The 14,435-nt window shown below is 72.7% G+C and carries 13 protein-coding genes; 9 read left to right on the forward strand and 4 right to left on the reverse strand.

Annotated elements, in window-relative coordinates; genetic code table 11:
• Positions 1–18: 18 nt before the first annotated feature.
• The 4 genes from trpB (at position 19) to E1292_RS51250 (ending at position 3,166) form a co-directional block, all read left to right on the forward strand.
• Positions 19–1,224, forward strand: coding sequence for a tryptophan synthase subunit beta (trpB, locus tag E1292_RS21455; RefSeq protein ID WP_246090244.1), 1,206 nt, complete (start codon positions 19–21; stop codon positions 1,222–1,224).
• Positions 1,221–2,036, forward strand: coding sequence for a tryptophan synthase subunit alpha (gene trpA, locus E1292_RS21460; protein ID WP_132597012.1), 816 nt, complete (start codon positions 1,221–1,223; stop codon positions 2,034–2,036). Before trpB ends, trpA begins: the two co-directional genes overlap by 4 nt.
• The gene (locus E1292_RS21465) at positions 2,033–2,788 is read left to right on the forward strand and encodes a GntR family transcriptional regulator (protein WP_132597013.1); all 756 of its coding nucleotides are present in this window, start codon (positions 2,033–2,035) and stop codon (positions 2,786–2,788) included. Before trpA ends, E1292_RS21465 begins: the two co-directional genes overlap by 4 nt.
• Before the next feature lie 222 nt (positions 2,789–3,010).
• Positions 3,011–3,166 (forward strand): hypothetical protein, encoded by a 156-nt coding sequence (locus tag E1292_RS51250; protein ID WP_181958272.1) that lies wholly within the window; start codon positions 3,011–3,013, stop codon positions 3,164–3,166.
• 18 nt (positions 3,167–3,184) lie between these two features.
• On the opposite strand, the gene E1292_RS21475 is transcribed toward E1292_RS51250, so the two are convergent.
• Positions 3,185–3,604 carry a MerR family transcriptional regulator gene (locus E1292_RS21475; protein ID WP_246090245.1) on the reverse strand — a complete coding sequence of 140 codons (420 nt, stop codon included), beginning with the start codon at positions 3,602–3,604 and terminating at the stop codon, positions 3,185–3,187.
• A 103-nt stretch (positions 3,605–3,707) separates the two neighbouring features.
• Between E1292_RS21475 and E1292_RS21480 the strand changes: the two genes are divergently transcribed.
• Entirely contained in the window at positions 3,708–4,553 is an 846-nt protein-coding gene (locus E1292_RS21480) for an SDR family oxidoreductase (protein ID WP_132597015.1), read from the forward strand.
• Between the two features lie 91 nt (positions 4,554–4,644).
• On the opposite strand, the gene E1292_RS21485 is transcribed toward E1292_RS21480, so the two are convergent.
• Positions 4,645–5,475 carry an alpha/beta fold hydrolase gene (locus E1292_RS21485; RefSeq protein ID WP_181958271.1) on the reverse strand — a complete coding sequence of 277 codons (831 nt, stop codon included), beginning with the start codon at positions 5,473–5,475 and terminating at the stop codon, positions 4,645–4,647.
• Positions 5,476–5,659: 184 nt separating this feature from the next.
• Positions 5,660–6,505, reverse strand: coding sequence for a helix-turn-helix transcriptional regulator (locus tag E1292_RS21490; protein WP_132597016.1), 846 nt, complete (start codon positions 6,503–6,505; stop codon positions 5,660–5,662).
• Positions 6,506–6,696: 191 nt separating this feature from the next.
• On the opposite strand from E1292_RS21490, the gene E1292_RS21495 reads away from it, so the two are divergent.
• Positions 6,697–7,719 (forward strand): aldo/keto reductase, encoded by a 1,023-nt coding sequence (locus E1292_RS21495; RefSeq protein ID WP_132597017.1) that lies wholly within the window; start codon positions 6,697–6,699, stop codon positions 7,717–7,719.
• A 188-nt stretch (positions 7,720–7,907) separates the two neighbouring features.
• On the opposite strand, the gene E1292_RS21500 is transcribed toward E1292_RS21495, so the two are convergent.
• Positions 7,908–9,065 carry an erythromycin esterase family protein gene (locus E1292_RS21500; protein WP_246090246.1) on the reverse strand — a complete coding sequence of 386 codons (1,158 nt, stop codon included), beginning with the start codon at positions 9,063–9,065 and terminating at the stop codon, positions 7,908–7,910.
• A gap of 90 nt (positions 9,066–9,155) precedes the next feature.
• Between E1292_RS21500 and E1292_RS21505 the strand changes: the two genes are divergently transcribed.
• From E1292_RS21505 to E1292_RS21515, 3 genes are all read left to right on the forward strand, one after another.
• On the forward strand, positions 9,156–9,839 hold the full coding sequence (locus tag E1292_RS21505; protein ID WP_132597019.1) for a TioE family transcriptional regulator: 684 nt from the start codon (positions 9,156–9,158) through the stop codon (positions 9,837–9,839).
• 188 nt (positions 9,840–10,027) lie between these two features.
• The gene (locus E1292_RS21510; protein ID WP_132597020.1) at positions 10,028–12,322 is read left to right on the forward strand and encodes a serine/threonine-protein kinase; all 2,295 of its coding nucleotides are present in this window, start codon (positions 10,028–10,030) and stop codon (positions 12,320–12,322) included.
• 277 nt (positions 12,323–12,599) lie between these two features.
• Positions 12,600–14,426 (forward strand): TOMM precursor leader peptide-binding protein, encoded by a 1,827-nt coding sequence (locus E1292_RS21515; protein ID WP_165974658.1) that lies wholly within the window; start codon positions 12,600–12,602, stop codon positions 14,424–14,426.
• Positions 14,427–14,435: the final 9 nt, after the last annotated feature.

Genomic DNA, 14,435 nt, shown 5'->3' on the forward strand with positions numbered 1-14,435 from the left:
GAACGAGGTGAGCATGGGATGCCTTACGTGTCGCCATGGCGTGAGCCCGTCCCCTCGGAGGGGACGATGGGCGAGCCGCGGGCGCGGGGCCGGTTCGGCGAATACGGCGGGAGGTACGCGCCGGAGTCGCTCGTGGAGGCGTGCCGCGAGGTGGAGGCGGCGTTCCGGGAGGCGTGGGCGGATCCGGGGTTCCGCGGCGCCCTGGCGGAGCTGCTCACCCTGCACGCCGGACGTCCGACCCCGCTCACGCCGGCCCGGCGGCTGTCGCAAGAGCTGGGCGTGCGGCTGTACCTCAAGCGCGAGGACCTCGCCCACACCGGATCACACAAGATCAACAACGTGCTGGGCCAGGCCCTGCTCGCCGCCCGGATGGGACGGCGCAGGCTGATCGCCGAGACGGGGGCGGGCCAGCACGGCGTGGCCGCCGCGACCGCCGCCGCGCTGCTCGGGCTGGAGGCCACGGTGTTCATGGGCGAGCGCGACATGGAGCGGCAGGCACTGAACGTCTTCCGGATGCGCATGCTGGGCGCCGAGGTGGTCCCGGTGACCACGGGCAGCCGTACCCTCAAGGACGCGACCAGCGAGGCCATGCGGCACTGGGTGGGCGTCACCGGCGACTCCCACTACTGCGTCGGCTCGGTCGTCGGGCCGGATCCGTACCCGTGGATGGTCAGGGAGTTCCAGCGGGTCATCGGCGACGAGGCCCGCGCGCAGTGCGCCGCCGAGCTGCGGACCGGCGTCCCGGACCACGTGGTCGCGTGCGTCGGCGGCGGCTCCAACGCGGCCGGCACGTTCGCCGGATTCGCCGACACCCCGGCGCGCCTGACCGGTGTCGAGGCGGAGGGCGCCGCCGGGGCGGCCCGCGGCCGGCCCGGCGTCCTGCACGGCAGCCACTCGCTGTTCCTCCAGGACGACGACGGGCAGATCACCCCGGCGCACTCCATCGCCGCCGGGCTCGACTACCCGGGGGTCGGCCCCGAGCACGCCCACCTGCGCGGCCTGGGCCGGGCCCGGTACGTCACGGTGACCGACGACGAGGCGGCCGGCGCGGCGATACGGCTGGCCCGCACCGAGGGCATCGTCCCGGCGCTCGAATCGGCGCACGCCCTGGCCTGGGTGATCCGCGCGGCCGGCGACGGCGAGCTGGCCGCCGGGTCGACGGTCATGATGACGTTGTCCGGCCGGGGGGACAAGGACATCTCCACCCTGAAGGAGCTGCTGTGACGAACCCCACCCTGGCCGCGGGCCCGGTCGAACGCCACCTGCGTGCCCGCCGGGACACCGGCCGCGGCCTGCTCATGCCGTACGTCACCGGTGGCATCACGCCCGGCTGGACGGACTACCTGCGGGCGTTCGTCGCCGCCGGCGCGGACGCGATCGAGGTCGGCCTGCCCTTCTCCGACCCCACACTGGACGGCGTCACCATTCAGCAGGCCGGCGACACGGCGCTGGCCCGCGGGGCGAGCACGCGCCGGATCCTCGCCGACCTGGCCGGGATCCCGGAGCCGGGCGTGCCGCTGGTCGCCAGCACCTACTACAACCTCGTGCTGCACGACGGGAGCGAGGCGTTCTGCGCCGCGCTGCGCCGGGCCGGGGTCAGCGGTCTGATCGTGCCCGACCTGCCGCTGCACGAGGCGGACGAGCTGGCGGAGGCGGCCGCCGCCGCCGGGATCGAGCTGGCCCTGCTGGCGTCGCCGTCGACGCCGGAGCCGAGGCTGGCGGAGATCTCGCGCCGCAGCCGCGGATTCGTCTACGCGGTGTCGCTGATGGGCACCACCGGCGAGCGGGCCGCCCTCGCCGCCTCGGCGGCGGAGCTCACCGCGCGGATCAGACGGGGCACCGACCGGCCGGTCTTGCTAGGATTTGGCATTTCCACGCCTGACCAGGCGCGGGAGGCCGGCCGGCACGCCGACGGCGTGGTGGTCGGCGCCGCGGTCATGCGGCGGGTGCTCGACGGGGCAGGGCCGGACGATCTGCGGGCCTTCCTCGCGACCCTGCGGCGGGCCCTCGACCAGGAGTGTGACGCACCACGATGACCCCCGACGCCGGGCACGAGGCGAGATACCGCGCCATCGCCGCCGACCTCGCCGCGAAGATCCGGTCGGGACACTACGCCCCCGGCGAGGCCCTGCCGCCGCAGCGGGAGCTGAGCGCCTCCTACGGGGTGACCCTCATGACGCTGCGCCAGGCGTTGCGCGAGCTCAGCGACGAGAGCCTGATCGTGCAGCGGCCCGGCAGGGGCACGTACGTGGCCCCGCCCCACCTGGCGTACCAGCTCGGCTCGCTCCGCAGCCTGGCCGACGATCTGCGCGAACAGGGCCACGACGTGCGCACCGTGGTGGCCGGGCGGGCGATACGCCGGGCCCCGGCCCCGATCGCCGCGGAGCTGCGGCTGCGTCCCGGCGACACCGCCCTGCGGCTGGAGCGGGTCCGCGAGTTCGCCGGCCGTCCCGCCGTTCACCAGGTGTCCTGGATCCGCCGGCCGGTGGCCGACCAGATCCGCGACCGCGACTTCACCGCCGTCTCCCTCTACACGGCCCTCGCCGACGCGGGAGTGGCGGTCGCCCGGGCGTCAGAGGCGGTCCGGCCCGGCCTGCTCGACCCCGCCGCGGCCCGCCGCCTCCACGAGCCCGAGGGCAGCCCCGTGCTCGTCAGCACCCGGATCACCTACACGCCCGACGCCGTTCCCGTGGTGTCCGACCATGCCACCATCCTGGGCACCATGATGGAGATCCGCACCGAACGCGCCGCCACCGGCCTGTCCCTGTCCTGGCGCGCCACCAGCTAGGCCGGCATCCGCGCGTGGGCTGCAGGCGGGTGAGAATGTAGCCGGGGTTGAGCGCGTTGGCCGTGATCCCGTCGGCCGCCCGGCGGCGGGCGCCCACCATGAACAGGACGCCGGCGGACTTGGACTGCCCGTAACGTCCACGGGTCGTATGGCCGCCGATCGAAGTGAGGATCCTCGAAGTCGAACGGCACGCCCGGGTGGGCGCCGGAGCCGACGACGACGATGCGGGCGGAGCCGGCGTTCCGCAGGGCCGCGTACAGGGGATACGGCTCAGAAGGCGCCCTCAGCGTCGCCTTCAAGAGGGTGCTGGGCATGCCTCCCGGCGACTACCGCAGGCATCCGATGACGACGTCGAGGAGCGCATACGACCTGGGCTGAGAGACGAGACGGCGCCGATCAGGAGACGTCGCGGGCCGGGGTGCAGTCGGGGCCGTCGCGCCACAGGGTGTCGGCGGAGCCTGCGGCGAGGTGGTCCGCGTACAGCGCGACCTTCGCCTGGATCACGTCCAGCGCCTCCTGCAGGTCGGCCACCTGTCGCTGCACCCTGGCCTCGTGCCGGCGCAGGATCTCGAACCGGTCGGCCTCGGTGCCCGCGCCCTTTCTGACCAGTTCGGCGTACCGGCGGATGTCCGGCAGAGGCATCCCCGAGGAGCGCAGCTTCGCGCAGACCCGCAACCACCCGACTTCCTGCTGGGTGAACACCCGTCGCCCCGCGGCGTTGCGGCGCACCGCCTCGACGAACAGGCCCTCCTGCTCGTAGAAGCGCAACGTGTGCGTCGTCAGGCCGGTCAGCGCGCTGACTTCGCCAATGCTCAACGTCGTTTTCGAAGCAGCCGTCATGCGGCCCAGTGTACGGGTTTGACTTCGAGTAGACTCGAACTCATACCGTCGGAGCGACCCGCTGACGGAAGGAAAGCCCATGTCGAGAACGTGGTTCATCACCGGTACGTCCTCAGGTTTCGGCCGGCTGCTCACCGAGCGGTTGCTCGCGCGGGGCGATCGGGTCGCCGCGACGCTTCGCAGGCCGGAGGCTCTCGACGACCTTCGCGCCGCCCACGGTGACCGTCTCTGGGTGGCCCAGCTCGACGTCACCGACGCAGCCCGGGTCCGGCACGTCGTGGATGAGGCGTTCGCGGCCCTCGGCACGATCGACGTGGTGGTCAACAACGCCGGGTTCGGCGTCTTCGCCTCGGTCGAGGAGGCCGCCGACGAGCAGATCCGGCAGGTGATCGAGACTAATCTGCTCGGTTCGATCCACGTGATCCGGGCCGCGCTGCCGCACCTGCGCGCCCAGGGGCACGGCCGCATCCTGCAGGTCTCCACCGCGGGCGGGCAGACCGCATACCCGAACTTCGGCTACTACCACGCCTCCAAGTGGGGCATCGAGGGCTTCTGCGAGAGCGTCGCTCGCGAGATCGAGCCGTTCGGCATCGGCCTGACCATCGTCGAACCCGGTGCGACACCGACCGGGTTCGGAAGCGCGCTGGCCACCGCACCGATCATGCCCGAGTACGACCGGACACCCGCGGGTGACATCAGAAGAGCCCTCGCGGACGGCACCTTCTCCCTGGACAACGACCCGGAGAAGATCGCCCGCGCGATGATCGACCTGGTGGACAGCCGCGAGATCCCCTTGCGGCTGCCGCTCGGATCCGACACCTACCGCGACGTTCGGAAGTCCCTCGTGGCGCGCCTCGCTGAACACGACGCGCACCGGGAGGTCGCCCTGTCCGTCGTCCGTGACGACCTGGTGACGTCGGGGTAGCTTTCTGGCGAGTTCGCCTCGGGTGCTCGGGTGAGGGCCGAGCGACGGCGACAGGGTGGGCCTGGAGCCCCTCCTCAACGCCCCCGCGCCGCTACCCGGCGCTCCCGGAGCGGAACGCAGCGGTGAGATGGGCCGTCAAGCGTGCCGGCGCGTCCTCCTGAAGGAGGTGACCGGCGCCCTCGATCCAGTGGAGCTCGGCGTGCGGGATCTTCTCGTGCAACCACTCGGCGTGCTCCGGCGGAAGGATACGGTCCTCGCGGCCCCAGATGAGGCGCACCGGCAGCGAGATCCCGCCCAGCAGGTGCTCGTAGCCGGCCGTGTCCGCCTGCCTGATCTGGCGGTACTGGCGGTAGAATGCGGCCTGCCCCCGCACCCCCCGCCACGGCGCCAGGAAGGCGTCGAGGACACCCGGCCGGAAGCCGGCATGCGTGGCGTGGCGCAGGTGGCTGGCCACCAGCGCCTCATGGGCGTAACCGGGCAGCTGCTGGAAGACCTCCGCCTGCTCGAGGATGAGCTGGAAGAGTCCTCTCTCCCACTGCCCGCCGCTCACCGCGTCGAAGAGGGTGAGATCCCCGAAGTCCGCTCCTTCCAGCAGCAGAGCCCGCAACGCGACGGCCCCGCCGATGTCGTGGGCGACCACGCTCGGGCTGGACACCTCCCAGTGGTCCAGCAGCCGCCTGAAGTTCCTGGCATGGGCCGCCAGGCCGAGGTCCTGGCCTTCGTGCTGGTCCGACCGGCCGAACCCGAGATGGTCGAAAACGAAGACCTTGCGGGTCAGAGCAAGCGCCGGCGCGACATCCCGCCACAGGAAGGACGAATACGGGGTGCCATGCACGAGCACGACCGGGTCGCCGCGGCCCAGGGCCGCCCACCGCATGGTCCCGTCGGGCGTTTCGAATGCTTCGCCCAGCGTCCACTCCACAACCGTCCTCCTCTTCCGTCGCCTGCCGCGCTGCACCTCTCCCCGGCGACCGGGCCGTTATGCCGCACCGCCGCCCTCGCTTTGCCGGGTCCACAGGGCGACAGGGGCGGCGAGGTTCGACCGGGCCTGCCTCCTTCTCCCCGAGGGCCCGCCGGATCGGCCGCCCGGCGATCGGCGCGTCGGTTCAGCCTCGGGTCAGGTCCTGGAGGCCGACCACGCGCAGCAGTTCCAGCCGCTCGTAGGACAGGCTGCCAGGACGCGCGGTGTAGATGATCAGCCGCTGGTCGTGCTCCGGGTTCGCCAGTACCTCGCACTCCAGCTCCAGCAGGCCGACGACCGGGTGCAGGAAGCGTTTGACGTCGGCGCGGCGTACGGCGACGTGGTGGGTGTCCCACAATGCCGAGAACTCCTCGCTGCGGGCGCGGAGCCGGCGTACGAGCCCTGCCAGCCGCGCGTCGTCCGGGCGGCGGGCGAGCGTGGCACGCAGGTCCGCCACCGCCGCGCAGGCGGCTCGCTCGTGGTCCTCGGCGGGGAAGAGCTCCCGCGCCGATGGGTCCGTGAAGAAACGCCACGCGATGTTGTGGTCGGCCTGGGGGCGGGCGGACGCGTCACCGTACAGCGCCTTGGCCATCGCGTTCTGCGCGAGGATGTCACCTCGGTCGCTCAGCACCTGGGCGGGAGTGTCGGTCAGCCGGTCGAGGACGAGAAGCAGGCCGGGACGGACGTGCTCCGTGGTCGGCCGGGTGATACGTGGTGGCTCCTCGCCGGCCAGGTGGAAGAGGTGGTCCCGTTCGTCGCCGGTCAGCCGCAGCGCGCGGGCGACGGCGGCGAGCATCTGGCGGGACGGGCGCGAGCCCCTGGCCTGCTCAAGCCGCGTGTAGTGGTCGGTGGACATGCCCGCCAGCTGTGCCACTTCCTCGCGCCGCAGTCCCGGGGTGCGGCGCCGCGCGCCCTGCGACAGCCCCACGTCGGCGGGGGCGAGCCGGGTACGGCAGCGGCGCAGGAAGTCGGCCAGTTCGGTTCTGTCCACCCTTCCACCATGCCCGGTACGCCCGGTCACAGCCAGGGACGGCCCGTCCCCGGATGAGGACGTCTCTCCCGCCGCCGCCCGCACCGCCGCACGCTGGAAGCCGGCACGCGCCGGAACGGGTCGCGTGCCGCGTACGGCATCGCCTTCCTGAGGCTGTTGCGATCTGTTCACGCAGAAAGGCACATCTCGCCATGCAATACCGCACGCTCGGCCGGACCGGGATCAAGGTCAGCCCCTATGCGCTCGGCGCCTTGATGTTCGCCACGTCCGTCGGCAACCCCGACCCCGGCGACTCGGCCCGCATCATCCACAAAGCGCTGGACGCGGGGATCAACCTCATCGACACCGCCGACGCCTACGGCGATTCCGAAGAGGTCGTCGGCGAGGCTCTCAAGGGGCGGCGGGACAATGTCGTCCTCGCGACCAAGGTGAGCCGCCCGATGGGTGACGACCCCAACCAGCGCGGCGCCTCGCGCCGCTGGATCATGACCGCGGTCGAGAACTCGCTGCGCCGCCTGCAGACCGACCACATCGACCTCTACCAGATCCAGCGGCCCGACCCCACGACGGACGTCGAGGAGACGCTCTCCGCGCTCTCCGACCTGATCCGGAGCGGGAAGGTCCGTGCGATCGGCACGTCCACGATGCCGGCGTCCGACATCGTCGAAGCCCAGTGGGTCGCCGAGCGGCGCGGCCTGGCACGCTTCCACACCGAGCAGCCGCCGTACTCCCTGCTCGACCGCGGCATCGAGCGCGAGGTGCTGCCGGTCGCCCAGCGCCACGGCATGGGCACGCTGGTGTGGGGGGCGCTCGGGCAGGGCCTGCTCACGGGACGCGTCCGCAAGGGCCGACGGAACGAGCTCCGCCGGGCCGGTTTCTTCAGGCACCTCAACGACGAGCGCCGTCTCGACGTCGTCGAGCGGTTCGTCTCGCTCGCCGGGGAGGCGGGCCTGCCGCTGACCCACCTCGCCATGGCGTTCGCGATCGCGCATCCCGGCGTGACCAGCGCGATCGTCGGGCCGCGCACGATGAGCCACCTCGACGACCTTCTCGGCGGCATCGACGTGGCACTCAGCGACGACGTTCTCGACCGGATCGACGAGATCGTCCCGCCGGGCACCGACGTCGGCGCGCTCGACCAGGTGTACGTGCCGCCGGCTCTCCAGCAGGCGGGCCTCCGCCGCCGGCCCGTCAGCGACCGCACCGCCGCCTGACACACCCGGGAGTTCGACGAGCAGCGCCTTCGGACAGGTCACTACCGCCCACCGGAGTCACTCACAGTGACCGCCGGATGAAGCGCCGTCGTCCGTGCGGGTCGACCGGTCGGATCGCCCGGCGATCCCGGATGCGCTTGGGTGATGGATGCGCGTGCCGTGCCCGGCACGGCACGGCACGCGCTCTGTCAATCGAGCTTGACAGCCTGCTTGATGAAGACGATGCCGTCGATCGTGTCGAGCTGGGCCGGGTCAAGCGGGAAATAGCGGAAATCATGGGAAATGCGCGGGGTGGGTTCCGTGACGGCCTCGGCCAGGCGGCGGGCGTCGGTCAGCGAGTGGTCCCACGGCAGCGTGGACAGGACGCCCTCGACGGTGTCCGGGGGCGGGGTGTTGTCGTCGACCACGCCGAAGGCGGAGGCCAGGAAGGCGTACCGGCCGCCCAGGTGCTTCGCGATGATCGCCCCCGCGCTCCACCACTCCAGCACCTGGTCTCCGAACGACATGAAGCTCCTGTTCCGCTGCAGGTGGAGGTTGTGGCTGAAGACCAGGGCCGGGCCGCGCTCGGCGACGGCACGCAGGTTGGCGGCCATCATCGCGTCCCGCAGGGCCGACAACCTGGGCCAGCGTGCCGGGGACGCGTCGGCCAGCCAGTAGTGGTAGCGGAGCAGGCCCGTGGCGGTGCGCCCGTACAGCGCCGCCCGCTCCCAGTCGTCCGCGCATAGCCGCGGCGCCTGCGTGTCGAGCAGCGCCACCAGGTCGTCGGCGATCAGTCGCAGCCTCTGGGCGTCGGCGGACTGGCCGATCGACTGGGACGGATCCATGGCCGAGGCCTCGTTCGCCCACCGCTCGTCCGGGCCCAGCAGCGCGTCGAGGGTCTCCCTGGTGCAGGGCAGCGGGCCGTCGAGGAGGGCGTACAGGCCGGTGAGCGCCTGGCGCGGGCTCGCCGCCCAATACTCCAGAGGGCCGTCGAAGCCGAAGAACCGGAGCTTCTCGTCATGCTCCTCGTTGTACGCCCGCATCCAGCGCACGAGCTCGCGGTTGGCCGGAGAAGCGCCGAAGGCGTGGCTGAAGCCGCGTTCCATGACGTCGTCGAGCGTGCCCGCGCCCGTCGCGAGATAGTCGTCGACCACGAGGCCCATGAGGCAGTCGCTCTCGATGGCGAACGACCGGTAGCCCTCGTGCTCGACCAGATGCCGGAAGATCTGGTTGCGCAACTCGCCCAGCTCCCCCACGAAGTGCCTGGCCTCGCCCAGGCCGAGCAGCAGGGGTTCGGCGGGTAGCGACCGGAGGAAGGCCGAGACGCCCGCGCCGTCGAGCGGCCGGGCCATGTCCTTGATATCCATACATTTAACAGTATCGTTGAACATTCGGTGTAGACTTTTTCGGAAATTCCCTGCTTCTACCTTGATGAACCCTCAATCGGTGGTGCGTCCATGAGGCCAGTCGACCTGGCGCGCGAACACGGCCTGTCCACGCAGGCGATCAGGAACTACGAGGACGCCGGCATCCTGCCCGCCGCCGAACGCACCGTCCACGGCTATCGCACCTATACGCCGCTGCACGCCCAGGCCCTGCGCGCGTTCCTCGCCCTCCTGCCCGGGCACGGTCACCAGACGGCCACGTCGATCATGCGGGCGGTCAACCGGGGCGCCACCGAGGACGCGCTGCGGCTCATCGACGAGAGCCACGGCCAGCTCCTCGACGACCGGCGCACCCTGCAGGCCGTCGAAGCCGCCCTCCGCGATCTGGCGCCCGTGCCGCAGGAGCGCGGCGACACGTTCATCGGCCCGCTGGCCAGGCGGCTCGGCATCCGCCCCGCCACCCTGCGCAAATGGGAGAACGCCGGGCTGGTCCGGCCGCGTCGCGATCCGCAGACGGGCTACCGGATCTACAGTGCGGCCGACGTACGGGACGTCCGGCTGGCCCACCAGCTCCGGCGGGGCGGATACCTGCTGGAGCAGATCGCCCCGCTGATCGCTCAGGTCCGCTCCGCCGGAGGCGTCGCCCCGCTGGAGTCGACCCTGCGCGACTGGCAGGCCCGCCTGTCCGCCCGGGGCCGCGCCATGCTCGGGGGCGCCGCCGCGCTGGAGGCGTACCTCCGCGCCCGCGAACCCTGAGGACGGGTCACCGGCAGCTCATCGTGCCGGAGAACGCTCACCGTGCAGACGGCTGTTTTCTGACTGTTTTTCGGTAAGTGACATTCCGTGAGCGGATAGAGAATTTCGCGATTATAACTGAATTCAGATGTACATCAAAGAGACTTTATGGGTTTACATAAACGGTTTCCGTTCCTAACATCGCCTTCATGGGAGCGCTCCCAAACGCCGATCCGGCGATGAGACCGCAGCTACGCGACGACGTACGGTTCGTCGAATGCCCCGACGGGGCTTACGTGCACAGCGACTACGGTGCGTGCACGGTTCGAGGACGGCAGGCGTACGCCTGGCTTGCCCGGCTGGCACCCGCACTGACCGGCCGCCACACCCTGGCCGAGCTCACCGCGCACCTCCCCGGCGAGCGGCGGGCCATGGTCGAGCGGCTCGTGGGGCAGCTGGCCGAACAGCGGTTCGTGGTGGACGCCCGGCAGGCGCGGCCGCACGGGCTGACCGGCGCGGAACTGCGTGCCTACGCGGAGGAGATCGCCTTCATCGGCTACGCGCTCGATTCGCCGGAGTCGCGGTTCGAGCGGATACGTCGCACCCGCCTGGTGCTCACCGGCTCGGGTCCGCTGCTGGAGGCGCTGGTGGGGGCGTGTGTCGGCTCGGGGTGGCGGCGGGTCACGGTGATCTGTCCCGCTCCCGGGACGGCCGTACGGGCCGCCGACGCCGCCCGCCGCGACCCTGACCAGGAGATCAGGGCCTTCTCCCCCGCCGGCGCCGCCGACATGCTCCGCCGGACGACCGCAAGCGATGCCGACGTCGTGCTCCAGGTGAGCGGGGACCTCGACGAGCTGGTGGCGACGGCCCGCGCCTGCGAGGCGGCCGGAGTCGTGCTGGGGCAGGCCTTCGTCGGCCCCGCGGAGGTCTGGCTCAGCCAGGTGGGACAACCCACGGTGGCAGCGGCGGAGTCAGGCTGGCACCGGCTGGCCGGGCTGCCCGCCGCGGTTCCGCTCTCGCCGGAGGAGGACCTGCTGACAGGCCCGGTGCCCACGGTGGTCGCGGCCATGGCGGCGCTCGCGTGTTTCGCTCACGTGACCGGACTCGACACGGGCTCGGAACGCATGCTCACCAGGGTGGACCTGCGCACTCTCGACACGGTCCCGCACCGGTTCCTGGCGCATCCCCGGGCGGGCGCCCGTCCTGACGGAGGCCCGGAGGCGATCAGAGGGCTGACGGAGGCGCTGACGACCATCGCACAGTCCCATACGCCGACGGCCACCGCACAGGCCGCCGCACCGGTGAACGCCCGACAGCCCGAGGCGCCGGGGAGCGCCGCACCGGTGAACGCCCGACAGCCCGAGGCGCCGGGCAGTGCCGGACCGGTGAACGCCCGACAGCCCGAGGCGCCGGGGAGCGCCGGACCGGCACAAACACCCGGGGACTCTCCGCCGGAGGAGGCGGCATCCGCTGTCGATGCGGAAGGGCTGCTCGGCCTCACCGCCGACCTGGTCGACTCCCGGCTGGGGGTGCTCGGCATGCTGGACGAGCAGGCGCTGGCGCAGTCCCCACTGGCGGTGTGCCAGGCGGTCGTCTCCGATCCGTTCGGCGTGCTGCCCGGCTGGGCGCCGAAACCGCAGGCGTACGGCTGGGGGCCCGATCAGCGCACGGCCCGGCTGCGCTGTCTGCTCGCCGCCCTCGCCACGTACGGCCTGCTGGCCCTCGACCCCGGCGCGGAGGAGGTGGTGTGGGGTGTGGAACTACCGGGCGGGCAACCTCGCCGCGTGCCCAGGGCGGACCTCCGGCTCGCCGGCACCGGTACGCTGCACCCGCCGGCCGGCACCGGCGCCGGCTTGAGCTGGCCGGAGGCGCTGGCCGCCGGCCTGCGGGCCCACTGCGAGCACCTGCTGGCCACCCGCCTGCACGCAGCCCCTGATGACCACACCGACCCGGCTGGGTCGATCGCAACGACGGACCCGGCCGACACCACCGCCCCGGCCACCCCCTCGAGTCCCCTGACGAACCACACGGGAACGACCGCTCCGGCCGCCTCCTCCAGGGCGGTGGCGGACCGCGCCGGGACGGGTGCGTCGTTGACGCCTTCGGAGGATCCGGTCGCCGAGGCGTTGCTGCGCCAGCTCACGCTCGCCGGTGAAACCCCGCGGATACGCGACCACACGGCCGTTCTCGGGGTACCCGCCGTCGCCTTGACGGTCCCGGGCCGGGAGGTGCTCGTGTCCGTGGCCGCCACCGTCCCGGAGGCGCTGCGCGACGGCCTGGAACGGCTGCTGCTGCGCTGGCAGTCCAGGACCGCCCGGCAGCACGCGTACGCCGAGGCCCGTCCCCACTGGCCGCCGGGCGGCGACCGGTACCAGGCCGTGCGGACGATGGCCGGGGCACTGCGCCGCGCGGGCAAGGTGCCGGTGGCGGTGCCGCTCGACGGCGATCCCGAGGCGGCCAGGCTCCTGCCCTTCGTCGCCCGAGTCGTCCTGCTCGATGACTGAGGCCGCCATCACCACGGTCGCGTCCGCCCCGGACCCTGACCTGGTGACCGTCCTGGGTGAGGGCCGCCTGCACGCAGCCGTCCAAGAGGCCCTCGCCACCGGACCGGCCGTCCCTAATAACCTCCCCGCCGGACCAGCCACCCCACAGGACCATCCCGCCGGACCAGCCACCCCACAGAACCTCCCCGCCGAACCGGCCACCCCAAAGGACCATCCCGCCAGTGCGGCCTTCCCAGAGGACCTCACCGCGGGGCCGGGAGGCGGTGTGATCGTCGTCGTGAGTGATGCCGACGACGTGCGGCCGTACCCCGCGGTGGCGCGATGCGCGGCAGGGCGGGGCGTGCCGTGGCTGCCGGTGCGGGTCGAGGCCGGCTGGGCGCTGGTGGGCCCGGCAGTCCGCCCGGCCCGGCCCGGCTGCCCGACCTGTGTGGGACGCAGACGCGCCGGCAACCGGCCGGACGCGGTGGCACGTGACGCGCTGCGCGCGCGGTGGGCCGCCGACCTCGACTCGCGGCCCAGCGCCCTGCTCGCCCCGCTCGTCTCGCGTACGGTCGCCGCGCTGGTCGCCGACGAGGTGTACCGGCTGCGGCACGACCCCGGCTCCGCACGGACCGTGGGCGCGCTGCTGAAGGTCCGCCTGACGACGGCCGCGGTGCGCCGCCATCCGTTCCTGCCGGACCCGCTCTGCCCGGACTGCGGCGCGCGCCCGGACGATGGTCCGCATTCCGGACGGTACGTCCCGCGCCCGGCGCCCAAGCCGGACCCAGGGACGTTCCGGGTCAGCGGGATCAGTGGCCGGGGGGCGGAGCTGGAACAGCGGTTCGTCGACGCGGAAACCGGCATCGTGCAGGCCCTGATCGCGGAGGAGCGCGGCGGCGGCCCGATCGCGGTGGCCCGGCTCAGCCCGGCCCGCACCGAGCACGAAAGTCACCACGGCTACGGCCGCAGCGACGACTTCGCCTCCGCACGGGCCACCGCCGTCGCCGAGGCCTTGGAGCGTATCGCGGGCATCCACCCGCGCAGCCGGCGGACCACCGTACGCGCCGCGTACGTGGACATCGCCGACCACGCCCTCGACCCGCGCACGCTGGGCCTCTATCCCGACGACTGGTACGACCAGCCCGGTTTCCTGTTCACCCGATTCGTCCCGGAGCGCCCCACGACCTGGGTGTGGGCGTACTCCTTCGCCCGCGACGCCCCGGTGCTGGTGCCGGAGAGCTACGCCTTCTTCGGCCCACGCCCGGCGGACGACCTCGGCTTCGCCTACGAGTGCTCCAATGGCTGCGCCCTGGGCGGCCACCCGGCGGAGGCGATCCTGTACGGCCTGCTGGAGGTGGCCGAGCGGGACGCGGCCCTGGCCACCTGGTACGCCCGGATGCCGATCCCCCGGGTCGACCTCGGCTCGGCGGCCGACCGCCGGATCCCGATGCTCGCCCAGCGGGTGCGGGACCGGCTGGGCTACGACGTGCACGCGTTCGCGGCGCTGCTGGAGCAGCGGGTGCCGGTGTTCTGGGTGATGGCGGTCGACGCGCTGGGCCGGCCGGACCGGCCGCGTGCGCTGTGCGGCTCCGCCTCGCACCTGGATCCGGAACGAGCGCTCCGCCGGGCGCTGGAGGACCTGGCCCCGATGCTGGCCGGCCATGCCGAACGCTACGACCCGGCGTCGTCGGCGCGGCTGGCGGCCGACTCCGACGAGGTGCGACTGCTGGAGCACCATCCTCTGGCCTACGGCCACCCGGACGCGGCCGGCCGGCTGGGCTTCCTGCCGCTCGGAGGATCCGCCCTGACCGTGGCCGAGGTGGCGGCCCGGGTGGACTGGCCCGGGCACGACGACCTCTGCGCGGACCTGGCCGAGCTGGCCGGGCGCTACCTGGCCGGCGGGCTCGACGTGATCGCCGTCGACATCACCTCGCCGGAGGCGCGGGCGTGCGGCCTGTACGCCGCGAAGGTCATCGTGCCGGGGACGATGTCCATGACCTTCGGGCACCGTTACCGGCGCGTCCACGGCCTGCCGCGACTGCTGAGCCTGCCACGGCTCCTCGGCTACCTGGACCGCGACCTGCGGCCCGCGGAGCTGAACCCGTACCCCCATCCGTTCCCCTGACCGGTCTCC

The sequence above is a fragment of the Nonomuraea deserti genome, from assembly GCF_004348685.1.
GTDB classification, from domain to species: domain Bacteria; phylum Actinomycetota; class Actinomycetes; order Streptosporangiales; family Streptosporangiaceae; genus Nonomuraea; species Nonomuraea deserti.

Excerpts from the sequence above, each read along its gene's own strand:
- trpB (WP_246090244.1), top strand. The coding sequence starts at position 19 with ATGCCTTACGTGTCGCCATGGCGTGAGCCCGTCCCCTCGGAGGGGACG.
- E1292_RS21465 (WP_132597013.1), top strand. The coding sequence starts at position 2,033 with ATGACCCCCGACGCCGGGCACGAGGCGAGATACCGCGCCATCGCCGCC.
- E1292_RS51250 (WP_181958272.1), top strand. The coding sequence starts at position 3,011 with ATGCGGGCGGAGCCGGCGTTCCGCAGGGCCGCGTACAGGGGATACGGC.
- E1292_RS21480 (WP_132597015.1), top strand. The coding sequence starts at position 3,708 with ATGTCGAGAACGTGGTTCATCACCGGTACGTCCTCAGGTTTCGGCCGG.
- E1292_RS21495 (WP_132597017.1), top strand. The coding sequence starts at position 6,697 with ATGCAATACCGCACGCTCGGCCGGACCGGGATCAAGGTCAGCCCCTAT.
- E1292_RS21500 (WP_246090246.1), bottom strand. The coding sequence starts at position 9,065 with ATGGATATCAAGGACATGGCCCGGCCGCTCGACGGCGCGGGCGTCTCG.
- E1292_RS21505 (WP_132597019.1), top strand. The coding sequence starts at position 9,156 with ATGAGGCCAGTCGACCTGGCGCGCGAACACGGCCTGTCCACGCAGGCG.
- E1292_RS21510 (WP_132597020.1), top strand. The coding sequence starts at position 10,028 with ATGGGAGCGCTCCCAAACGCCGATCCGGCGATGAGACCGCAGCTACGC.